Source organism: Variovorax boronicumulans (genome assembly GCF_030812215.1).
GTDB classification, from domain to species: Bacteria; Pseudomonadota; Gammaproteobacteria; order Burkholderiales; family Burkholderiaceae_C; genus Variovorax; species Variovorax boronicumulans_C.
Window position 1 is genome coordinate 341,351 of record NZ_JAUSSG010000001.1, and the last position, 21,257, is coordinate 362,607.

Here is a 21,257-nt window from a genome sequence, read left to right on the forward strand (position 1 = left end):
AAGGCTGATTGACAGCCTCGGCTTCTACGATGGCAATGGCAGGCGGCACCCACGCCGCCGCCCTCTTCCTCCAGGAGACATCATCGTGAAGCCCCTTTTCTCTCTCACGCGCCGCGCCGCACTCCCGCTCGTCGCGGCCCTCGCGCTCGCCGGTTGCGGCAGCTTCAGCAGCAGCAACAACAAGCCGGCCACCGACGACATCCACGTCATGACCTCCGGCGGCTTCACCGCCGCCTACAACGATCTGCGCCCCGAATTCGAACGCAGCAGCGGCCGCACGGTGAAGACGGCGTACGGCGCCTCGATGGGCAACGCGCAAGACTCGATTCCGAGCCGCCTCGCGCGCAACGAGCCGGCCGACGTGGTGATCCTCGCGCGCCCCGCCCTTGATGACCTCGTCGCCAAGGGCAAGGTGGTGCCGGGCAGCCAGGTCGACCTCGTGCGCTCGGCCATCGGCTTCGCAGTGCGCAAGGGAGCGCCCAAGCCAGACATCAGTACCGTCGATGCGCTCAAGCGCACGCTGATCGCGGCGCCGTCGATTGCCTACTCGGCGAGCGCAAGCGGCACCTACTACGAGACCGAGCTGCTCAAGAAGCTCGGCATCGAAGACCAGGTCAAGCCCAAGAGCAAGCGCATCCTGAGCGAGCGCGTCGGCACCGTCGTCGCGCGCGGCGATGCGGCGCTCGGCCTGCAGCAGGTGAGCGAATTGCTGCCCATCGCCGGCATCGACTACATCGGCCCGCTGCCCGCCGAGGTGCAGCAGAACACCGTGTTCTCGGCCGGCATCGCCACGGCATCGAAGCAGCCCGATGCGGCGCGGCAGCTGATTCGCTACCTCAACTCCCCGGCCGCCGCGCCCACCATCGCGAAGACCGGGCTGGAGCCGCTGACGGCGCGTTGACCCCGCCGCGCGGCACGCACGTCCGCAATCCTCGCTAGCGCGACTCGATCAGCGCCTTCACCCGCCGCGCGAGCACGTCCATCTCGAACGGCTTGGTCATCACATGCATGCCGCGGTCGAGATGGCCGTGGCTCAGCACCGCGTTCTCCGCATAGCCGGTGATGAAGAGCACCTTGAGCCCCGGCCGCGCGGTGCGCGCCGCATCGGCCACCTGCCGGCCGTTCATGCCGCCGGGCAGGCCCACGTCGCTCACCAGCAGGTCGATGCGCTGGCGCGGCGACTGCAGGATGCGCAGGGCGACCGCACCGTCGCCGGCCTCCAGCGTGGCGTAGCCCAGGCCGCGCATCACCTCCACGATGATCATGCGCAGCGCGGGTTCGTCGTCCACCACGAGCACTGTGTCGCCCTGGTCGGCGCGCGGCGCGAGGGAGGCTTCCACCGGCTCGCTCGCGGCTTCCTCCTGTTCGTCGTGGCGCGGCAGGTAGAGGCTGACCGAGGTGCCCTTGCCCGGCTCCGAATAGATGCGCACCTGGCCGCCCGACTGCTTGGCGAAGCCGTAGATCATCGAAAGGCCCAGGCCCGTGCCCATGCCGATCGGCTTGGTCGTGAAGAAGGGATCGAAGGCCCGCGCCACCACCTCGGGCGTCATGCCCACGCCGTTGTCGCTCACGGTGAGCGACACGTACTGGCCGGTGGGCATGTCGCGCTCCTGCGCGGTGCGCGCATCCACCCAGCGGTTGGCGGTCTCGATCACCAGCTTGCCGCCCTCGGGCATGGCGTCGCGCGCGTTGATGCACAGGTTGAGCAGCGCGTTCTCCAGCTGGCTCGGATCGGCATGCACGCTCCACAGGCCCACCGCCGCGACCACCTCCAGCGAGATCTGCGGCCCGAGCGTGCGGCGCAGCAGCTCTTCCATGTCGGAGACCAGCCGGTTGGCATTGAGGGGCTTGGGCTCCAGCGTCTGGCGCCGCGAGAACGCGAGCAGCCGGTGCGTGAGCGCGGCCGCGCGCTTGACCGCGCCCTGCGCCACCCCGATGTAGCGCTCCATCTCGGCGGGCTTGCCGTCGAGCCCGCGCCGGCGCATCAGCTCAAGGCTGCCGCTGATGGCCGCCAGGAGGTTGTTGAAGTCGTGCGCGAGCCCGCCCGTGAGCTGGCCCACGGCCTCCAGCTTCTGGCTCTGGCGCAACTGCTCGCGCGCGGCCTCCAGCTCGGCGGCGCGCTCCTCGACCTGGCGCTCCAGCGATTCGGCAAAGGCCTGCAGTTCGATCTGCGCCTCGCGCCGCGCGATGGCCGAGCGCACGCGGTCGCCGGTCTCGCGCACGAAGTCGAGTTCGTCGCGCGTCCATTCGCGCTCCTGCCCGTGGTTCAGGTAGAGCAGCCCGACCAGTCCGCCGCGCTCGGTGATCGGCATGTTGACCACCGCGCGCGCGGTGATCGCCTCCAGTGCGTCGGCGGTGTCGCGGGTGCGTGGATCGATGCGCGCATCGGCGAAGGCCACCGTCACCCCGCGCTGCAGGTCCTCGATGTAGGAGCCGTAGTCGCGAAAGTGCAGCAGGCCCGCGAGGCTGGCCACGCCGGGCGCGGTCCAGTCGCGGTCGATGGAGATCGTCTCGGCCGCCTTGTCCACCAGGCCGTAGCCCGCGCGGTCCACGCGCAGCCGCTGGCCCAGCATGGCCGAGGCCACGTAGGCGATTTCGGCGGGGTCGTCGATGTCGCGGATGCGGTCGCCCAGCTCCATCAGCGCGAGCCGGCGCGACTCCGCCTCGCGGAAGGTCTCGTTCGCCACCTGCAGCTGGAACTCCGCCACGCGCTTGGCGCGCCGGTCGGCCGCCTCCTTGAGCGCGCGGTCCAGCACCACCGGCAGGCGCGCAAGGCGCCCCTTGCTCACATAGTCGGTCGCGCCGCGCTTGAGCAGCTCGACCGCGTTGTCCTCGCCGATCACGCCCGAGACGAAGACGAAGGGCGTCTCGGGCGCCACGCGCTGCGCGATCTCCAGCGCCTCCGCGCCGGAGAAGCCCGGCAGTTCGTAGTCGGACAAGATCAGCGCATGGCTGCGCTCGCCCAGCGCCGCGACGAAGCCACGCTCGTCGCGCACCACATGCATCCGTGACTGCGGCAACGCCGCGGAAAGGGCCTCGCCCAGGAGTTCGACGTCGAAGCGCGAGTCCTCCAGGATCAGGACGTCGATCGGTCCGGGCGTCGCTGAGCCCGGGACATCCCGGGCATCCGGGGCGTTGGCCTCGTCCGCCATGTCCACTTCGTCCGGCACGCTCGCGACGCCGGGCTTATTCATGTCGGCGCGTCGCCTTCAAGGAGCCGGGCGGCGGCTCGTTGAGCACCGCCCAGAAGACACCCAGCTCGGCGATGGCCGAGACGAACTGGTCGAATGCCACCGGCTTCACCACATAGGCGTTCACGCCCAGCTCGTAGCTGCGCAGCACGTCCGACTCTTCCTGCGAAGAGGTGAGCATCACCACCGGAATGCTGCGCAGCGCCGCGTCGGCGCGCACCGCCTGCAGCACCTCCAGGCCGGTCACCTTGGGCAGCTTCAGGTCCAGCAGGATCACCGCCGGATTGCCTTCGGAGCGCCCCGCGTGCTCGCCCTCGCGCCGCAGGTAATCGAGCGCTTGCGCGCCGTCGCGCAGCACGATGACATCGTTCGCGAGCTGGCTGCGCTCCAGCGCGATGAGGGTGAGCTCCAGGTCTCGCTTGTCGTCCTCGACGAGCAGGATCGGCTTAAGCATGTGTTTCTCCGTTGTCTGGCGGCGTGCCCACCGCGTGGTCGTTGCCCGGTTCCCGGTTCGGCAGGATGAAGCCGAAGGTCGCGCCCTCGCCCGTCGCGCCCTTTGCCCAGACCGTCCCGCCGTGGCGCTCGACGATCCGCTTCACGTTGGCCAGGCCGATGCCCGTGCCTTCGAATTCCTCGGCCTGGTGCAGCCGCTGGAACACGCCGAAGAGCTTGTCGATGTACTTCATCTGGAAGCCCACGCCGTTGTCCTCGACCTCCAGCCCGCTGCCCAGGTCGCTGCGGATCCCGCGCACCGCAATGCGCTGCGGATCGCGCGTGCGCGAGTACTTCACCGCATTGGCCAGCAGGTTGCGAACGGCCACCTGCAGCAGCAGCGGGTCGGCGTAGAGCGCGGGCAGCCCGGGGTCGACCTGCCATTCGATGCGGCGCGCCGGCTCCAGCCGCGCGAGTTCGCGCACCAGGCCTTCGACCAGCGAGTCGGTGTCGACCATGCGCTGCTTCAGCGCCGCCCGGCCCATGCGCGAAAAGTCGAGCAGCGCATCGACCATCTGCCCCGCGAACGCGGCCGCATCCTTGACGTGGCCGAGGTAACGGTGCGCGCGTTCGCTGAGCTGCTTGCCCTCGGTCTGCGCGACGAGGTCGACGTAGCCGGCGATGTGCCGCATCGGCGCGCGCAGGTCGTGCGAGACGGTGTACGAGAAGGCTTCGAGTTCCTTGTTGACGCGGCCGAGCTCCGTGGCGACGGCCGCCAGTTCTTCCGCGCGGCGCAGCACCACGCCGATGAGCGCCTGGCGCAGTTCCACCGCCGCGCCCACCTCGGCCTGCGACCAGGCCGCCGAGCGGCCGCGCACCTCCTCGATCCAGCTGGAGAAGCTGATGCGCGGATGGATGCGGCCGCTGGCCGCGGCCTTCGGCTTCTGCGGATCGCCGGCCCACTGGATCGTCTGCACGATCTCGGGCCGGAACCACAGGATGAGGTGCCGGTGCACCTGCGAGATCGAGATCGCGAGCACGCCCGCCGCCACTTCGCGGAACTCGTTCGCCGGCGCGAAGTGCGCGGGCAGCTCGCTGCTTTCATAAACCTCGGTGCCGAGCCCGGAGATCCAGCTGGCAAGCTCCTGCACCTGCGCGCGCGAAGGCACGTCGCCCACGCTCCAGACCTCGTCGTCCAGCACCACGGCCGCGCCGGTGGCGCGCGCCAGCCGCAGCATGAGCGAGGACTCCGCCACCAGCCGCTGCAGCGTAGCGTCGCTGTCCGCGAGGTGCGAGACGATCTGCAGCGTGAGCTGGCGCAGCTCCAGCCGTTCGGCCACCGCGACGTTGCTCTCCTTGGACTGGATCTGCAGCGACAGCAGTTGCCCCAGGTGCTCGCACGCAAGGCGGGTGCCGGGGTCCAGAAAGCGCGGCTGGTGGTCGTGGCACGAGATCAGCCCCCACAGGCGCCCGTCGATCACGATCGACACCGACATGGACGCGAGCGTGCCCATGTTGCGCATGTACTCCAGGTGGATGGGCGACACGCTGCGCAACTGGGCCTGCGAGAGATCGAGGTCGGCCGCGGTGAGCGCCGGGTCGGCGGCACGCAGCGGCACCGGCGTGTAGTTGGCGTCGGCGATGAGCCTGAAGTGGTTCACCAGGTACAGCGCGCGCGCCTGCTGCGGAATGTCGGAGGCCGGAAAGCGGTGGCCGGTGTAGCTGTCGTAGCCTGGGTCGGCCTCCTCGGCCAGCACCTCGCCATGCCCGGCCGCATCGAAGCGGTAGATCAGGCAGCGGCCGAAGCCGGTCAGGCGCTTCATCTCGGCCGCGGTCAGCTGCGTGAGCTGCTCGAGCGTGCCCGCTTCCTGCAGCTTCGGCAGGAAGACGCGGCCGAGCGAGTAGATCGGCGCCGCGTTGCCGGCGACGGGCAACGCGGCCTCGAACTCGGCGAACAGGTGGCGGTCGCTGCGGTGCGCGGCCACGTCGAAGGTCTCCCCCGCCAGGCGCAGCGCGCCGAGCGACACGGGCGTCGCGCCCGGCTCGAGTGCGGGCAGCACCAGCCCGCGAAGGACCTGCTGCGCGGCATCGCGCTGGCCGTCGGGCCAGTTGTCGCTCCAGGCAACGAGGTCCAGGGAGCCGGGTTGCAGCACCAGCATGCGGCCGTGCGGCTGGATCGATCCGGGAACACGGATCGGCTCGAGGTCGCAGGAAGACAGGTCGACCTCGGGCGGCCGCAAGGCATGGGGGGTGGGAATGGTCGCGTGAGACTGGGGCACGTTCAATCGGCGCGTGCGGCTGCGCGCTGGGTCCGGTAAGAAAAGCTGAAGAGACGGGTGGCGGGGATCATGCCTTGGCGTCCTCTGGGATCTCGTGGGCCGTTTCCTACAAGCCCTGCAACCCGAAACGGGGCATGAGGCTGCGAAAGCCCGCGACCGCGCCGCGGCGGGCCGCGTCCACAGCCAACGGATCCACCAGCGCGGCGCCGAGCTGGGCAACGAATTCCCTCCATTGCGCCGCGACCCCGCCGGGCGCATCCACCGGCTGGAAGTACCGCATCGGATGCGGCGCGAGGCGCGGGCCGAGCCGCTTGTGCATCGCCATGCCGCCGAGCTGCGAGCCTTCGAGCACATAGGCCAGGCCCCAGGCAAAGGCGGGGTCGCGTGCGGCTTCTTCGGCCAGCCCGGGGGCCGTGGATTGGAAAGCGCTGTCTTGCTCGCCGGTGTTCGATGCCCCGAGATCGTCGAGATCGAGTGCAAGCGCCGCAAGCCGCCGGTCGGTGCGCCGGGCGATGCGTTCGAGACCCGGCACGCCGGAAGCTGCGAGCGCATCGCGCACCACCTGCAACCAGGGCCGAAGGGCATGCAGATGCACTGCATAGTCGGCCAGCGATGCATCGTCTCGCGCCATCGGCAGGCGGCTGTCCAGCGCCTCGTGCAGCGCTTGGGTGGCGGTGCGCAGGGGGCGCAGGACGTCGGCGATATCGGGCGGGTTGGTCGTCATGAAGCAGGCGAAGCGGCAAGTCGGACGGAACGAGACGAATGCTCGATCCGGGGTACACCGAGCCTACGCAAACGCCGCGCGGCGCCGGTGGGCGCGCTTCCCTTTCTCCAGTAGGAAATCCGGCCGGCCCGCACGTAAACTGGCCGCCGCTTCTGCCTCGCCCTCCTCCTTTTTCCCGACTTTTCCTGGAAGAACGCACGCCATGACCCAGCCCCAGCCTTCCCCCGCCCTCGTCTCCGCCTTCGCGCCCGGCGGCACGCTGCGCGCGTCCATCAACCTCGGCAATCCGATCCTCGCCAACCGGGATGCCGCGAGCGGCGAGCCGGTGGGCGTGTCGGTCGATCTCGCGCGCGAGTTCGCGCGGCGGCTCGGCGTGGCGGTCGAACTCGTGGTGTTCGAGAAGGCCGCGGCCTCGGTCGACGCGGTGAAGAACGAGAAAGCCGACATCGGCTTCTTCGCCGTCGACCCGGCCCGCAGCGAAGGCCTGCGCTTCACCGCGCCCTATGTGCTGATCGAGGGCAGCTACCTCGTGCCCGAATCGTCCGCATTGACCGACAACGCGCAGGTCGATGCGCAAGGCCATCGCATCTCGGTCGGCTCGGGGAGCGCCTACGACCTGTTCCTCACACGCGAGATCAAGCACGCCGAAATCGTCCGGCTGCAAGGTGCCGGCCCCGCGCTGGCGGCCCTGCGGGCAGGCGATGTCGAAGTGGCGGCCGGCATCCGGCAACTGCTCGAAGGCGAGGCAGCCCGCGCACCGGGCGTGCGTGTGTTGCCGGGGCGCTTCATGGTGATCCAGCAGGCCATGGGCACGCCGGCCAGCCGCGGCGCCGAGGCACAGGCGCTGCTCGCCGCCTTCGTCGAAGAGATGAAGGCCAGCGGCTTCGTCACCGATGCGCTCAAGCGCCACCGCATCGAAGGCGCGATCGTCGCGCCTTCGGCCTGACGCGGCCTGGCGTCAGAGCTTGAAGGCCTCCACCGGCCCCTGCGAATAGAACAGGAAGTACCCGGTCTCCGTCTTGAAGCTGTTCTTCTGCCAGCCCGGCGGCACCTTGAAGATCGCGAGCTGGTCGCTCGATACGCCCACGAACTTCGTGTTCTCGCTGTCGGTGGTGATCCTGGCCCAGCGCTCGCGCGTCACCGGCTGCATCTGCATCTTCGGCTCGCTCCACTCGGGCGTGCGCACCTTGTCGCGCATGATGTAGCGGTCGCCCTGGCGCTCGATCTTCACGACCTCCTTGAGCACGCCGTTCTTCTTGATGGCGTAGACGCCGACCAGTTCGGCCTCGGGTCCGCCGCCCGCACCGTCCACGCCGCAGCCGGCCAGCAGCGAGACGCAGGCGCCCGCCACGATGTACTTGAATAGGTTTTTCATGATGGTCATGGTGTGAGGCGTGAGCCGCCGGACGCACCCGAAGGCGCGTCCGGCCGGCATCACGCACAAATGGTCACGAGGCTCAGCGCTTGTCGTTCTCGCGCAGTTTCAGGCTGCCCTGGAAGCGGAGGGCATGCGGGTACTCTTCCTTCCCGCCCGCATCCACCGCCGCCATCTTCTGCTGGCTCAGCTCGGTCTTGGCGAGCAGCGGTGCGGGCAGGTTCAGCACGCCTTTGATCTGGTCGTACTGCGCCTGCGTGATGCGGCCCACGCTCAGGAGGCGGAACGCGTCGCGCTCGATGTTCAGCAAGAGCGGCTTGTTGGCGGCGAAGTTCTGCGCCTTGGCCAGCAGGTCGCTCCACGACTGCGCGCTGTAGTTGCTCACGTAGTAGTCCTGTCCGGTCGGCCCGGCCAGCACCGCCGTGCAACCCGGCAGCTCCAGCTGCACCGCGTTGTTGGACATCACGAAGGTCTTGCGCTGCTCCATCGAATCGCCATACGCCAGCGTGACGGGAATGGTCCACGTCGAGGCCGGGAACTGGTTCTGGTTGGGGAACGACTCCTGCGTGATGTTCACGTAGGTGCGGTCGCCGGCGCATTGCGCGTCCACCGTCAGAAGCGGAATCCCCGTCTGGCGGATGAGGCTGTCGCCGATGTCGCTCACCTTCTTGTCGGTGACCTTCTCCAGCGAACTCCACAGCCGCGACGGCGTGACGTTGCCGTATGCGTAGTCCTTCAGGTAGATCTGCAGGCCCTTCTGCATCGCCTCTTCGCCGATGTAGTTCTGGATCGTCTCCAGCACATGGCTGCCCTTGTTGTAGACGAAGATCGACGGGCTGATGAAGCCGAACGAACCCGCGTCGTTCAGGTTGCGCTGCACCGGCACCGCGGTGCTCTTGAGGTCGGCCACGATCACGTTGTGCTTGTCCAGCACGTAGTCCGAGAAGCTGTAGTACTCGGGGTGGAACTTGATCGTGGTGCGCCTTTCGAACCAGCGCGCGAACGATTCGTTGAGCCACACGTTGTCCCACCAGTCGAGCGTGACCAGGTCACCGAACCACTGGTGCGCGATCTCGTGCGTCACCACCGTCACCGAGTACAGCGTGGGCTTGTCGCCCGGCTTGGTCAGCACCGAATCGGCGAACTCGAAGATCGAACCCCAGTTCTCCATGCCGCCGAAGCCGGTGTTGGGCTTGTTGTCGTAGCTGTCGTTGGCCGCGACGGTGTCGAACTTCTTGAAGGGCAGCGGGATGCCGGTGTACTTGTAGTAGTAGTCCATCGACACCTTGGTCCACTCCATCGCGAACTTGGCCCAGTCCGAGCGGCCCGGCGGCGTGAACCAGCGCAGCGGCATGTCGCTGCCATCCAGCGGGTTCTTGAAGGTGTCGGCCAGGATGTCGAACTTGCCGCCGCCGAAGAAGGTGAGGTACATCGGCATCGAAGGCGTCTTCTCGAACGACACCTGCTGGTAGCCGTCGGGCAGCTTCACCGCCGACTTCTGCGCGCCGTTGGACACCGTCTTCCAGTCGCCCGGCACTTCGGCCGAGATCTCGAAGGTGTGGCGGAAGGCCGGCTCGTCCCAGCCCGGGAACCACTGCCGTGCGTAGTTGGTTTCGCCCTGCGTCACGATGGCATCGCTGCTCACGCCTTCGGGCGTGGACAGGCCCACCTTGAAGATGCCGGTGGCAGCCGAGCAGAACGGGTTGCGCGCCATCTCCGCGGGCGGGCAGTACTCCGCATCGGAGAACTGGATCTTGCCGTCCCACTCCATGTGCAGCAGGTACTTGCCCTTGGCGATCTGGCCGTCGTTCAGGCGCAGCTGCACGAAGTCGCCCAGCGTCTGCGGTGTCGGGATCAGCGGAATCGCCTCGCCCGGGTTCGACACCTTGCGCAGCGTGGTGCGGCCCTTGGCGAAGTTCAGGTTGTGTGCGGCCACGACGATGGCATCGACGGGCTTGAGCACCTCGATCTCCACGTCGCCGCGGCCCACGAAAGTCTTGAGCGCCGCATCGGGGCGGAACCACAGCTTGTAGTTGCTCGGCCAGACGGTGTCGGGCAATTCCATCGGCTTGGCGGACTTGTCGACCGCGGACACGGCGGCCGGCGCGGGCACGCCGTCGTCCGGTGTCTTGCCTGTGCTGTCGGATGCCGGGCCGGAGGTGATCGGGCCCGAAAGGCCGACACCCGAGCCGCCACCGAACGAAGAGCCACTGTCTCCGCCGCCGCCGCAAGCCGTGAGAACGGCAAGGGTCACCGCGGTGATGGCAAGATGATTCACGAGGGAGTAATTGAGTTTTTTCATGATCGCCTTTTGGTAAGGACATTGCGCTGTCCTTGCATGCATCGGCGGGTAGCCGGTGATGCGCGGACACGCGCGGTGATGGAAGAACGACTGACGCTGCGAACAGGCAGCACCGCACCCTCCCGGCGAACGACACGTTCGTCAGGACAACACGGAACCACCGGAATTTTTCCGAGACCGATGCGGCACCACGCGCAAGCGAATGCACGTGCGACACCGGGCCACGCTGCAAGCTATGCAGGCGGCCCCAGGATGCGGGGGGTGATGGCTTCCATTCCCGTCGGATCGCGGGTGAATGGGATGCGGGGGGACCGGGCCTTGAGGCGGCTGTGTGCCTTAGTGCCCGCGCATCGGCGTGGCTCGTTCATGCGCAGCAGGAACGACACGCGCTGTGCTCGTCAGGATCAGAATTCTTGCGGCTCTTGTCGTTGATATCACGCGCATTCCCTCGTCCATTGAATGCGCTCAGTTGTAGCTGATCGAATGTGTTCTCTCAATGACTCGCGGAACTTTTCGCTCTCAAAATGTTCGCGCGCGATAGGACGAATGGAGTCACCACATTCAATGCACGTCGTGCGATACGAAGATGGTTTCGCAGATGCGGTGCATGCGCTGCGTTCGTACGAAAACTCGTAGGCATCGAGTGTGACGATGCAGCCACACTCCGCGCCTCAATGCGATACAGGCGCTACAAAACCTGCGAATGCGCAGCGCTCGAAGCCACGCGTGTGCGTTCGCGCAACCACAGCACGAAGCCGCAGCCGAACACCACGACCTGCGTACCGATCAGCAGCGCGAAGCCCGCGAAGAATCCCGATGCGGATGCGGCCGATGCGGCAGCCGCGCCCGATGCCGGCGCGCCGTGCGACACCGCGCTGATCACACCACCCATCAACGCCGGCATGAAGCCCGCCACGAGGCTCCCTGCCCCGTTGGTCACGCCGAATGCGCTCGCGGTGTGCTCGGGCCGCGAGCAATATTGAATGGTGCTCGGAATCGCGGGGCTCTGCAGTCCCCAGAAGAAGTTGGCCGCGACAAGACAGCATGCCGCGGCATACGGATCGCGCGCGTTGATGGCCATCAGCACCGACAGCGCCACGCCCACGCTCGCCCCCATGAAGATGAAAGGCACGTGCTCGCGTTCGATCCTGTCGATGAGCACGCCGCTCACGAGCACTGCGAGCACCGTCGCGTACTGCGGCAACGAAGCGAGCCAGCCCATCTCGCGCAGCGAGAAGCCCCGCGCTTCGTGCAGGTAGGTCGGCAGCCAGTTGCTGCTGCCCCAGAGGTAGGCCAGCGCCGCCGAGGTGAGCAAGGTGATGAGGAACAGATGCCGCGTCTGCAGCGCGCCCTTCACGATGGCGCCGACGCGCCCCATCGCTTCGCCGAGCGACGAAGGCCGCGCCGTGTCTTCCTTGCCGGGCGGCATGCGTACGAAAGCAAGCACCAGCGGAATGCCGAGCGCGATGTTCATGATGCCCAACACATGGAACGAGGTGTCCCACTGGAACTGCGCGAGCAGGTAGCCCACCAGCGGATAGCCGATGGCCAGGCCCAGGCCCGTGCCCATGTTCACCAGCGCGTTGGGCTTGCCGTTCTCGTGGCTCTGGAAGTGCGCCTTGATGTACGAAGAAGCGAGCGAGAACAGCGGCCCCTCCGAAACGCCCAGCAGCACGCGCGAAGCCAGCAGCAGGCCGTAGCTGTTGAACATCGGCGAAGCCCACGTCACCACGCCCCACAGGATCAACCCATAGATCAGGCTGCGCCGCACGCCGAAGAGCGCCGAACAGAACGGCGTGAGCACGAAGGCCGACACGCCATAGCCGAGCATGAACGCCGTCGCCAGCAGGCCCTGGCTCACGCGGTCGGTCGCCGCGAGGCCCACGTGGTTCAGGAACGCGGCGTCGGTGATCAGCACCGCGATGTTGATGCGGTCCACGTACGAGATCGCGACGATCGCGAACAGGGTGGCGACGCCGTACCAACGAAGGTATTTGCTCTGCATGGGTCTTGCTGCTGTTGCTATTGCTGCTGTGGCGACGCGTGCGCCGGGTCTAGAACATGTGGCGCATGCCGAACTCGGTGCCGCTGGAGGCACGGTTCGGCGCGGTGATCGCGCCCGAGAGCGCCTGCGCGGCACCGTTGCTGTTGCTGATGCGTGCGATGGTGGCGTAGAGCGCGGTGCGCTTGGAGAGGTTGTGCACGTAGCCGATGGCCAGCTTCGACGAGGTCGGCTTCAGCGCCGCGCCCGCAGGCTCGAGCCGGTAGCGCGCGTACGAGGCCTTGATCTCGCCGACGCCGATGGGCAGCTGGAAGCCGATGAGCGCGCCCTTTGCATCGGTCGTGCCCTTCGACTCCGTGTACAGCTCGCTCGTGAGCTTCAGGCTCATGAGCGACGGGCCGAAGGTGTACGCCGCGCCGAGGTTGGTCACGCGCAGGTCGCCGCTTGCGTAGCGCGTCTTGCCGGTGGCGATGGCGATGTTGAGGCCGCCGCTCTGGTAGCCGAACCGCAGGCCCGTGTGGTTGCCGTCGCGCTTGTTCGACACCAGCGTGCCCGGCAGCACCGAGTTCGAATCGTTCTCGCCCATCGCGTACATCACCTGGCCGTAGAAGCCGCCGAGCGAGGCCGGCAGCAGATAGCCGATGCTGTTCGATGCGCGCGTGCCCGTCGGCGCGACCAGGCCGCCGAGGCCCGAGAAGTAGATCTGGTTGGCGCCGATGCCGCCGCCCGTGCCGAACGGGTCGAAGATGGCGGTGTTCCAGAACGCGGGCACGTAGTCGCGGCCCAGGCGCACCTCGCCGAACGGGCCGGCGAGGCTCACCGTGGAGCGGCGGTTGAAGCTCAGCACGCCCGCGGGGCCGTTGCCGCTCGCCTGGTTGTTGGCGTTCGAGGGAAAACCCATCGCGCTGTCGTTCTGCAGCCCCATCTCCAGCCAGAAGTTGGCCGAGTAGCCGCCGCCCAGGTCTTCGGTGCCGCGAAAGCCGAGGCGGCTGAACATGTTGCCGCTGTTGGAAAGCTGCGTCTTGTGCGCCGATCCGTCGCCGCTGCCGCGCGTGTAGGTGACGGCGGCATCGACCACGCCGAAGAGCGTGAGGGAAGATTGGGCCAGCGCTCCGCCAGCCGTGCTGGCCGCAGCCAGCGCGATCAAGTAGTTTTTCAAAGGATGTCTCGGTTGGTTTTTCTCTGGCCGTAGCCTCAGATGTCCAGCACCAGCCGCTCGCCCTTGCAGCGAGAGACGCAGATCATCATGGTCTTGTTGGACGCACGTTCGATCTTGGTGAGGATGCCGTCGTGGTGCTCGACTTCGCCTTCGAGAACCGCTGTTTCGCAGGCGCCGCACACGCCTTCCTTGCAACTGTGGTCGGGGTTGAGGCCGGCGTCGATCAGGCTGTCGAGAATCGACTTTCCTGCCGGCACCTCGACGCTCTTGCCGCTTTTCGCGCACTGCACCACGCAGCCTTGCGTGGCGCTGGGAGCCTCCACATGCACCGCGGCGAAGCGTTCGATGTGCGCGTTGGCATAGCCCAACTGCTCGCAGCTCTTCTCGAACGCATCGAGCATCGGCGTCGGGCCGCAGCAGTAGTAGTGGCTCGCAGCGCCCTTGCCGGCCAGCAGCTTCGCGAGGTCGGGCGGCGCGCCCTTCTCGTCGTCGAAGTGCCAGGTCAACTGGATCGACTTCTCCTGGGCCAGCGCCTCGATGGCCTCGCAGAACGCGGCCTCCTTGCGGGTGCGCGCGCAGTACAGCAGCTCCACCGGCCGGCCGATGGTCACGAGCCGCTGCAACATGCACCAGATGGGCGTCACGCCGATGCCACCGGACACCAGCACCGAGCGCTCGGCATCTTCCTGCAGCCTGAAGTTGTTGCGCGGCGCCGAGATCGGCAGCGTCATGCCCACGCGCAGTTGCTGGTGCACATAGCGCGAGCCACCGCGGCTCTTGCGGTCGTTGAGAACGCCAACCACATAGCGCTGCCGGTCGCTGGAGGGGTTGCACAGCGAGTAGCTGCGCACCAGCCCGTTGGGCAGGTGCAGGTCGATGTGGGAGCCGGCCTCGAAAGCCGGAAAGTCCACGGCGGGCGTGGCCGGGCGGAACTCGACACTGACGATGCCGTCGGCCTCGTAGCGCATCGTGTGCACGAGGGCGTTCAGCGTGGGAGAAGACATGGCGATCGCTTCCCCGCTCAGGCCGCGACTGGCTCGGCCGCTTCCGCCAGCTGCGCCACCGCGAGGTTGCGCATGTGCCGGCGCAGGCGAACGATGCCCAGGTCGTGCTGGTACAGGTTCTCGTGCTGGTTGGCGTCGGCCTCCATCTCCTCGAGCATCACGCGGTCCTGCTCCAGCACATGCCAGTGGCGCGCCTCCAGGCGGTTCTTGTAGAGGAAGCGCCAGGTGTCGCGCTGCCAGCCGGGCTCCAGCTTGCGCACGCGCCAGAAGAAGGTCGCGGTCATGCCCTTCACGATCGGCGAGAACGCGCCGATGATGATGAAGTTGCCGCCGGGGCCGCCGGTCTTCGGGTACGGAATTTCGAGCCGCATCCAGTGGATGCCGGTGTCGGCCCACTCGGTCCAGTCGAAGTTGACGTTGCGCTGGCCTTCCTTCTCGAACACGAAGCCGATGTCGGTCGGGCGGATGCCGAACTTGGCGCTCGAATCCCCCTCGGCCATCGAGTGCGACTGCTTGTGCAGGTAGGTGCCGTGCATCGGGTCCATCACGTTGTCCAGCACGTAGCGGTAGTCGCCCTTCCACTCGGTGTAGCAAAGGAAGCTCGAATACTCGGCGTCGTCGGTCAGTTGCTCGGGCAGCACCAGCGGCGGCGGAACGTCGACCGGCTCCTTCGAGTTGTAGAGGAACACGGCGCCCGCGCGCTCCTGCACGTGGAAGTGGCGCGTGGCTTTCGAACCTTCGAGCTTGCAGCCCGGGCTGCCGGGCACGCGCGTGACGACGCCGTCATGGCGCACTTCCACGCCGTGGTACGGGCACGAGAGCCGGTCGCCCAGCACCACGCCTTGCGACAGCGGTGCGCCGCGGTGCGGGCAGCGGTCTTCCAGCGCATGCAACACGCCTTCGCCGTCGCGCCACAGGGCAATCTTGCGGCCGAGGCGGCGCAGGGAGATGGGGTTCTCCTTGATGAAGTGCGAGGGGCAGATCGGGTACCAGAGGTCCTTGAGGCCGATCTCGAGCAAGTGGTCCACCGGGTCGGCGGGAACGGGTTGGATGGCGATGTTCATGGGTGTCTCCTCAGCCGGCCAGCGTGGCCATTTCCTTGCGGTACAGCGCTTCGGTCCAGGGCTGGCCGCCGGGCGTGGCGAGGCCGCTGTCGTTCAGGCGCTGCACCAGGCCGCCCAGGTCGTGGATGCCGTCGGCAAAGGCGCGTTCGATCACGTCGCCCAGCAGGTCTTCGTAGGTGGTCGCGGGGCGCTGGCGCGCCTGGTGCGGTTGGAGATAGCGGTCTTGTTGCATCGTGGGCCTCCGGGGGTGAGGTGAAATGAAATCAGGCGGTGGCGGCTGCAACGGCAGGCGCACCGAGCGGCACGGCCCAGGCGTCGTAGCCGTAGACCCAGTCCGCATTGCCGCCTTCGCGCAGCCAGTTGTTGCCGCGCGAGCCGAGCTGCACCTGGCCGGCGCGCTCGATGCGGGCTTTCTCGTAGTCCTTCAGCGCATCGACAGCGTCCGCCGTCGCCACGCCTTCGAGGTGGCGCGACAGCACCACGGCGTCTTCGATCGCCATGCCCGCGCCCTGCGCCATGAAAGGCAGCATCGGATGCGCGGCATCACCGAGCAGCGCCATGCGGCCCTCGGCCCACGCGGGCATCGGGTCGCGTTCGTACAGCGCGGTCTTGAGCACCGTGTCGCAGGCGTCGAGCAAGGCGCGGGCCTCGGGGTGGTAGGCCATGTATTGCTCCCGCAGCTCGTCGACGCTGCCGGGCGCGGTCCACGACTCGAGGTGCCAGGTGTCCTGCGGCGTGGTCGCGAAGATGAAGACGTCCTTGCCGCGGTTCAGCGGGAAGGTGACGATCTGGCTCTGCGGATTCGGCCCCCACCACTTGGTGAACGCGCCGAGGTTCGGCACGCCGGCCACGCGCTCGGCGGGCACCACGGCGCGGTAGGCGACGATGCCCGTGAAGCGCGGGCTCTCGGCGCCGAACATCGCGGTGCGCACGCACGAGTGGATGCCGTCGGCACCGAGCAGCACGCCGACGCGGGCGCTGGTGCCGTCGGTGAACGAGAGGGTCACGCCCTCTTCGTCCGCGGCGATCTTCTCGGCGCGCTTGCCCAGGGCCACGCGCTCGGCCGGGAACATGTCGGCCAATGCGGCCAGCAGGTCGGCGCGGTGAATGGTGAGCTGCGGTGCGCCATAACGCTCTTCGGCTGAATCGGCCATCTCGAGCCGCGAGGTTTCTTCGCCGGTGTCGTAGGTACGGCTGATGCGGTGCGACGGGCGTGCCGCCGTCACGCGGGCGGCCTCGCCGACGCCCAGGCCGTCGAGCGCGCGCACCGCGTTGGGCGTGAGGTTGATGTCCGCGCCGACGCGGGCGAACTGCTTCGCCTGCTCGAACACGACCACATCGTGCCCCGCGCGCCGCAGTGCGATGGCAGCGACCAGGCCGCCGATGCCGGCACCGACGATGCCGATGGTGGATTCGCTTGTCTTCATGGATGTCTCGCTCTTCGTTCTTGCGTGCGGCTCACTCGGCCACGATGTTCCGGGCCTTGATGATTCGGGCCCACACGGCCGTTTCCTCGCGGATGTGCGCGGCAAATTCGGAGGGCTTCATCGCCGCATCGGTCATGCCCTGCACCTTCAGGCGTTCGCGCACGTCGGGCTGGGCCAGCATTTGCGCCGCATCCTTCGCGAGCTGTTCGACCACGGCGGGCGGCGTGCCCTTGGGCGCGAGGAGGCCATACCAAGAGGTCACGGTCACGCCCTGGATGCCCTGCTCCGCGAGCGTCGGGATATCGGGCGCAGCCGCGCTGCGCTTGGCCTCGGTCACCCCCAGCGCGATGAGCTTGCCGTTCTTGATGAAAGGCATGGTCGCAGGCAGGTTGCTGAACATCAGCGGCACCGAACCGCCCAGCACGTCGTTGAGCGCGGGCGCCGTGCCCTTGTAGGGCACGTGCAGCAGGTCGATGCCCGCCTGCTGCTTGAAGAGTTCGCCCGCCAGGTGCAGGCCGCTGCCCACGCCGGGCGACGCATACGACAGCGTGTTGGGCTTGGCCTTGGCCATTGCCACCAGCTCCTTCGCGCTCTTGATGCCTGACGAGGGCGCGGCCACCAGCACGTTGGGCGCCTTGGCGAGCATGGTGACGGGCACGAAGTCTTTCTCGATGTCGAACGGAAAGTTCGGCATCAGCGTCGGGTTGATCGTGAGGTTGCCCGCCGGCACCACGAGCAGCGTGTGACCGTCGCCCTTCGCGCGCTTGACCTTGTCGATGCCGATGTTGCCGGCCGCACCGACCAGGTTCTCGACCACTGCCGCCTGGCCGTAGCGCTTGGCGAGGCCATCGGAGAGCACGCGCGCCAGCATGTCGACGGGGCCGCCGGGCGGGAATGGCGAGACGACGGTGAAGCGGTCGCTGGAGAGCTGCTTCTGTGCGTCGCTCTGCGCGTGCGCGGGCAAGACAAGCGCCGCCGCCGCCGCCGCGATCAGAAGGGAGATGGAAAAACGTCGTTGCATGGTGATCGGGGAAGTCATTTCTTCTCGGTGAGGAAAGCGCCCTTCGGGCCTTCCGCGTTCTTCTGGCGGCGCGTGTGGCCATCGAGGCCGCCATCGACCGCCCATTCGGCGAACACCGTCGGACCGGGCTCGAACTCGCGCGGCTGCCAGTCGGCGGTGAGCTGGTCTTCGTCGGCGTAGTACTCGATGAGGCCGCCTGCCGGGTTCTTGAAGTACCAGAAGTACGCCGACGACACCGGGTGCCGCCCCGGGCCGAGTTGCGTTTCCCAGCCGCGGCGCGAGAAATGCAGCCCACCGCCGAACACTTCGTGGATGTCGCGCACGGTGAACGCCACATGGTTGAGCCCGCGCTTGCCCGAGGGAATCTGCAGCAGGAACAGGTCGTGGTGACCGCCCTCGGCCGCGCAGCGCATGAAGGCGCCGCGGTTGGGGTAGCTGTCGGAGCCGACGAAGCCGAAGCGCCCGGCATAGAACGCGCTCGTGGTCTTCACGTCGTTGACGAAGAACACCACATGGCCGACTTCGATCGGCGTCGCATGGTCGTAGATCGGCGCAGCCTGGTTGACGCGCGGCTTGGCGTTCCAGGTGTTCATCGCGCCGCAATCGACTTCGACCGCGTGCTTGCGGCTGACCTGCAGGCGCACCGCGAGGCCGTTGGGGTCGATGCAGCCGATGCGGCGTGCGCCGTCCACCGTGTTGTCGAAGAAAGCCGGGTCCTGCGCGATGGCGGCGGCGTAGCGGTCCAGGTCCGCATCGCTTTCCACGCCCCACACCACTTCGCGCAGCGTCGGGCCTTCTTCCATCGCGGGCGGAAGGTTCGCCTTGTCCAACGCCGCAACGACGACCTTGCAGCCGTTGAGGCACTCGAACACGAGTTCGTCGGCGGCTTCCGACTTCAGCGCGAGCCCCCAGTCCTCGAAGAACCGGCGGCAGGTAGGCAGGTCGTCTGCCCCGTAGGTGATCTGGTCGATGCCTAGAACGCTCATGGTCGTGCTCTCTTCAGTTCGCCCAGGGGAGCGGTTGGTCGTTGGTGCCCCAGTACATGCTCTTTTGCTCCATGTACTGGAAGATGCCTTCGCGGCCCTTCTCGCGGCCGAGGCCGCTGTCGCGCCAGCCGCCGAACGGCGTGGAGACCGAGAACTGCTTGTAGGTGTTGACCCAGACCGTGCCGGCCTGCACCGCGCGGCCGAGCTTCCAGGCGCGCTTGAAGTCGCGGCTCCACACGCCGGCCGCCAGCGCGTAGACGCTGTCGTTCGCCTGCGCGATCAGTTCCTCCTCGCTGTCGAAGGGCATCGCGACGAGCACCGGGCCGAAGATTTCTTCCTGGCTGATGCGTGCGCGGTTGTCCAGGCCTTCGATGATGGTCGGCTTGTAGAAATAGCCGTTGTCGTAGCCGGCACCGTGCGGGCGCACGCCGCCCGTGCGGATGCGTCCGCCTTCGGACACGCCCAGGTCCACATAGCGCTCGATGCCTTCGCGGTGCCTGGCCGTGATGAGCGGGCCCATCTGCGTCTGCTCCGAGGCCGGATCGCCCACGCGCAGCGCATTGGCGCCTTCGGCCAGCCGCGTGAGGAACTCGTCGTAGATGCCGCGTGCCACGAACAGGCGCGAGCCCGCGATGCACGACTCGCCCGACGAACTGAAGATGCCGTAGAGCACGCCGTTCACCGCATGGTCGAGGTCCGCGTCGTCCAGCACCATGGTGGGCGACTTGCCGCCCAGCTCCAGCGACACCGGCATCATCTTGTCGGCCGCGATGTGGGCGATGTGCTTGCCGGTGGTGGTGCCGCCGGTGAACGACACGCGCTTGACCAGCGGGTGCTTGGTGATCGCATCGCCAATCACCGAGCCCTTGCCCGGCAGCACGCTGACGATGCCCTTGGGCACGCCGGCCGCTTCGCAGATGCGTGCGAGTTCCAGCGCCATGAGCGGCGTGACTTCGGCGGGTTTCACGACCACCGCATTGCCTGCCGCCAGCGCAGGCGCGAGCTTCTGCGCTTCGCTCGCGATCGGCGAGTTCCACGGCGTGATGGCGGCGACCACGCCCATGGGCTCGTGCACGCTCATCGTGACGAACGCACCACGCGACGGGGTGATGGTTTCTTCGAGCGTCTCCAGCGCGGCGGCGAAGAACTGGAAGGTGCCCGCCGCGCTCGCCACAAGGTTGCGCGTTTCGTTGATCGGCTTGCCGTTGTCCAGGCGCTGCTTCTGCGCGAGCGATTCGCTCTCTTCGCGGATCAGCTGCGCCACGCGGTGCAGCACTGCGGCGCGCTCGTGCGGCAGGCGCTGCGCCCAGCCGCTGGTGCGGAAGGCGTGGTCGGCGCGGGTGATCGCCTCTTCCACATCGGCGAGGCTCGCGGCCTTCAGGCGCGCGATGGGCTCGCCCGTGGCCGGGTACAGGCTTTCATACACATCGCCGCCGCCCAGGCGCCATTCGCCGGCAATGCAGATCGGGAGAAGTTCGGAAGAGATCATGTGGAAAAACTCAGATGGCGAGAGGTGCGACGCGGTTGCGCAGCGCACGCACCGCGCTGTAGACGGTCAGTGCGGAGGTCTTGGGGTTGGCCGCCAGCGGCTTGTTGCGCATGGTCAGCTCGAAGCTGCCGAATGCGCCCTCGGCTTCGACGGTGTGCACGTTCTCGGCGGTGGCGGGGTCGGCAATCAGGCGGACCTGCGTCTTGTCGAGCCCGAGGCCCGCCAGCGAGACGGTGGCCGCGACGTTGGCGTTCTTCGGGTACAGCAAGGCGGCTTCGCGTGCGCTGCCTTCGAAGATCACGGTGGCTTGCGTCAGCGCGTCAAGGTCGCGGCCCTGCTCGGCCGGCGTTCCCTTCCAGGCCTTCGGCGGCTTGCGGCCGGTGTAGCGCACGCTGTCCAGGCCGCCGATGCGGGCGGCGGCGAGCGCATCGATTCCGCCGATAGCGCCGGGAATCAGCTGCACCTGCGTGCGGCCCGCGACGGCGGCGGCTTCGAGCTTTTCAGCAAGACCCGTGGCCGACAGGGCACCGACCGAGGCAACCACGCAGGGCGTGCCTCGCGCGAGCGCCGGCAGCACATGCTCTTCGATGGCGGCGTGTCCAGCCGTCTCGACCACGAGGTCGATGCCCGAGACCGGCACCCTGCTTGTCACCTGTGCACCCGGCACCGCCTTCTGCGCGGCGGCCATGCCTTCGGCAGGCACGACGACGACCGCCACCTGCAGCGCCGGATCGCCTCGCAAGAGATCGAGCACCGCGGTGCCGATGGCGCCGCAGCCGACGAGTGCAATGCGTGTGATGGC

18 protein-coding genes are annotated in these 21,257 nt (G+C 67.8%); 2 read left to right on the forward strand and 16 right to left on the reverse strand.

The features are described from left to right. The first annotated feature begins 85 nt into the window (after positions 1 to 85). Positions 86 to 901, forward strand: coding sequence for a substrate-binding domain-containing protein (locus tag J2W23_RS01635; protein WP_307647433.1), 816 nt, complete (start codon positions 86 to 88; stop codon positions 899 to 901). Positions 902 to 935: 34 nt separating this feature from the next. Here the strand turns inward: J2W23_RS01635 and J2W23_RS01640 are convergent, their stop codons facing one another. The 4 genes from J2W23_RS01640 to J2W23_RS01655 form a co-directional block, all read right to left on the reverse strand. After that, entirely contained in the window at positions 936 to 3,194 is a 2,259-nt protein-coding gene (locus tag J2W23_RS01640) for a response regulator (RefSeq protein WP_307647434.1), read from the reverse strand. After that, positions 3,187 to 3,645, reverse strand: coding sequence for a response regulator (locus J2W23_RS01645; RefSeq protein ID WP_176658053.1), 459 nt, complete (start codon positions 3,643 to 3,645; stop codon positions 3,187 to 3,189). The genes J2W23_RS01640 and J2W23_RS01645 overlap by 8 nt, the downstream gene beginning before the upstream one ends. Beyond that, positions 3,638 to 5,902, reverse strand: a complete 2,265-nt coding sequence (locus J2W23_RS01650) for an ATP-binding protein (RefSeq protein WP_307647435.1) — start codon at positions 5,900 to 5,902, stop codon at positions 3,638 to 3,640. Before J2W23_RS01650 ends, J2W23_RS01645 begins: the two co-directional genes overlap by 8 nt. Before the next feature lie 106 nt (positions 5,903 to 6,008). Then, entirely contained in the window at positions 6,009 to 6,626 is a 618-nt protein-coding gene (locus J2W23_RS01655; RefSeq protein ID WP_307647436.1) for a biliverdin-producing heme oxygenase, read from the reverse strand. A gap of 202 nt (positions 6,627 to 6,828) precedes the next feature. Between J2W23_RS01655 and J2W23_RS01660 the strand changes: the two genes are divergently transcribed. Continuing rightward, positions 6,829 to 7,572 carry a transporter substrate-binding domain-containing protein gene (locus tag J2W23_RS01660; RefSeq protein WP_307647437.1) on the forward strand — a complete coding sequence of 248 codons (744 nt, stop codon included), beginning with the start codon at positions 6,829 to 6,831 and terminating at the stop codon, positions 7,570 to 7,572. Positions 7,573 to 7,584: 12 nt separating this feature from the next. Here J2W23_RS01660 and J2W23_RS01665 read toward each other — a convergent pair whose 3' ends face one another. From J2W23_RS01665 to J2W23_RS01720, 12 genes are all read right to left on the reverse strand, one after another. Next, positions 7,585 to 8,001 carry a hypothetical protein gene (locus tag J2W23_RS01665; RefSeq protein WP_307647438.1) on the reverse strand — a complete coding sequence of 139 codons (417 nt, stop codon included), beginning with the start codon at positions 7,999 to 8,001 and terminating at the stop codon, positions 7,585 to 7,587. A gap of 82 nt (positions 8,002 to 8,083) precedes the next feature. Beyond that, a complete protein-coding gene (locus tag J2W23_RS01670) occupies positions 8,084 to 10,303 on the reverse strand; it encodes a M1 family metallopeptidase (protein ID WP_307647439.1) in 2,220 nt (739 codons plus the stop codon). Between the two features lie 688 nt (positions 10,304 to 10,991). Continuing rightward, entirely contained in the window at positions 10,992 to 12,308 is a 1,317-nt protein-coding gene (locus J2W23_RS01675; RefSeq protein WP_307647440.1) for an MFS transporter, read from the reverse strand. Between the two features lie 49 nt (positions 12,309 to 12,357). After that, positions 12,358 to 13,464 carry a porin gene (locus J2W23_RS01680; protein WP_307647441.1) on the reverse strand — a complete coding sequence of 369 codons (1,107 nt, stop codon included), beginning with the start codon at positions 13,462 to 13,464 and terminating at the stop codon, positions 12,358 to 12,360. A gap of 35 nt (positions 13,465 to 13,499) precedes the next feature. Further along, positions 13,500 to 14,468, reverse strand: a complete 969-nt coding sequence (locus tag J2W23_RS01685) for a PDR/VanB family oxidoreductase (RefSeq protein WP_307647442.1) — start codon at positions 14,466 to 14,468, stop codon at positions 13,500 to 13,502. 17 nt (positions 14,469 to 14,485) lie between these two features. Beyond that, positions 14,486 to 15,532, reverse strand: a complete 1,047-nt coding sequence (locus J2W23_RS01690) for an aromatic ring-hydroxylating oxygenase subunit alpha (RefSeq protein WP_307647443.1) — start codon at positions 15,530 to 15,532, stop codon at positions 14,486 to 14,488. Between the two features lie 10 nt (positions 15,533 to 15,542). Beyond that, positions 15,543 to 15,764 carry a recombinase-like helix-turn-helix domain-containing protein gene (locus J2W23_RS01695; protein ID WP_307647444.1) on the reverse strand — a complete coding sequence of 74 codons (222 nt, stop codon included), beginning with the start codon at positions 15,762 to 15,764 and terminating at the stop codon, positions 15,543 to 15,545. A 31-nt stretch (positions 15,765 to 15,795) separates the two neighbouring features. Then, positions 15,796 to 16,959, reverse strand: a complete 1,164-nt coding sequence (locus J2W23_RS01700; protein ID WP_307647445.1) for an FAD-dependent monooxygenase — start codon at positions 16,957 to 16,959, stop codon at positions 15,796 to 15,798. Between the two features lie 31 nt (positions 16,960 to 16,990). After that, on the reverse strand, positions 16,991 to 17,980 hold the full coding sequence (locus J2W23_RS01705; RefSeq protein ID WP_307647446.1) for a Bug family tripartite tricarboxylate transporter substrate binding protein: 990 nt from the start codon (positions 17,978 to 17,980) through the stop codon (positions 16,991 to 16,993). Between the two features lie 14 nt (positions 17,981 to 17,994). Continuing rightward, positions 17,995 to 18,966 (reverse strand): VOC family protein, encoded by a 972-nt coding sequence (locus tag J2W23_RS01710; RefSeq protein ID WP_307647447.1) that lies wholly within the window; start codon positions 18,964 to 18,966, stop codon positions 17,995 to 17,997. A gap of 13 nt (positions 18,967 to 18,979) precedes the next feature. Continuing rightward, positions 18,980 to 20,455: an aldehyde dehydrogenase gene (locus J2W23_RS01715; protein WP_307647448.1), complete on the reverse strand. Its 1,476-nt coding sequence runs from the start codon at positions 20,453 to 20,455 to the stop codon at positions 18,980 to 18,982. Between the two features lie 10 nt (positions 20,456 to 20,465). Next, the gene (locus tag J2W23_RS01720) at positions 20,466 to 21,254 is read right to left on the reverse strand and encodes an aspartate dehydrogenase (RefSeq protein ID WP_307648047.1); all 789 of its coding nucleotides are present in this window, start codon (positions 21,252 to 21,254) and stop codon (positions 20,466 to 20,468) included. Between the last annotated feature and the right edge of the window lie 3 nt (positions 21,255 to 21,257).

Excerpts from the sequence above, each read along its gene's own strand:
- J2W23_RS01665 (WP_307647438.1), bottom strand. The coding sequence starts at position 8,001 with ATGAAAAACCTATTCAAGTACATCGTGGCGGGCGCCTGCGTCTCGCTG.
- J2W23_RS01670 (WP_307647439.1), bottom strand. The coding sequence starts at position 10,303 with ATGAAAAAACTCAATTACTCCCTCGTGAATCATCTTGCCATCACCGCG.
- J2W23_RS01645 (WP_176658053.1), bottom strand. The coding sequence starts at position 3,645 with ATGCTTAAGCCGATCCTGCTCGTCGAGGACGACAAGCGAGACCTGGAG.
- J2W23_RS01695 (WP_307647444.1), bottom strand. The coding sequence starts at position 15,764 with ATGCAACAAGACCGCTATCTCCAACCGCACCAGGCGCGCCAGCGCCCC.
- J2W23_RS01710 (WP_307647447.1), bottom strand. The coding sequence starts at position 18,966 with ATGAGCGTTCTAGGCATCGACCAGATCACCTACGGGGCAGACGACCTG.
- J2W23_RS01715 (WP_307647448.1), bottom strand. The coding sequence starts at position 20,455 with ATGATCTCTTCCGAACTTCTCCCGATCTGCATTGCCGGCGAATGGCGC.
- J2W23_RS01640 (WP_307647434.1), bottom strand. The coding sequence starts at position 3,194 with ATGAATAAGCCCGGCGTCGCGAGCGTGCCGGACGAAGTGGACATGGCG.
- J2W23_RS01685 (WP_307647442.1), bottom strand. The coding sequence starts at position 14,468 with ATGTCTTCTCCCACGCTGAACGCCCTCGTGCACACGATGCGCTACGAG.
- J2W23_RS01700 (WP_307647445.1), bottom strand. The coding sequence starts at position 16,959 with ATGAAGACAAGCGAATCCACCATCGGCATCGTCGGTGCCGGCATCGGC.
- J2W23_RS01705 (WP_307647446.1), bottom strand. The coding sequence starts at position 17,980 with ATGCAACGACGTTTTTCCATCTCCCTTCTGATCGCGGCGGCGGCGGCG.
- J2W23_RS01655 (WP_307647436.1), bottom strand. The coding sequence starts at position 6,626 with ATGACGACCAACCCGCCCGATATCGCCGACGTCCTGCGCCCCCTGCGC.
- J2W23_RS01690 (WP_307647443.1), bottom strand. The coding sequence starts at position 15,532 with ATGAACATCGCCATCCAACCCGTTCCCGCCGACCCGGTGGACCACTTG.
- J2W23_RS01675 (WP_307647440.1), bottom strand. The coding sequence starts at position 12,308 with ATGCAGAGCAAATACCTTCGTTGGTACGGCGTCGCCACCCTGTTCGCG.
- J2W23_RS01660 (WP_307647437.1), top strand. The coding sequence starts at position 6,829 with ATGACCCAGCCCCAGCCTTCCCCCGCCCTCGTCTCCGCCTTCGCGCCC.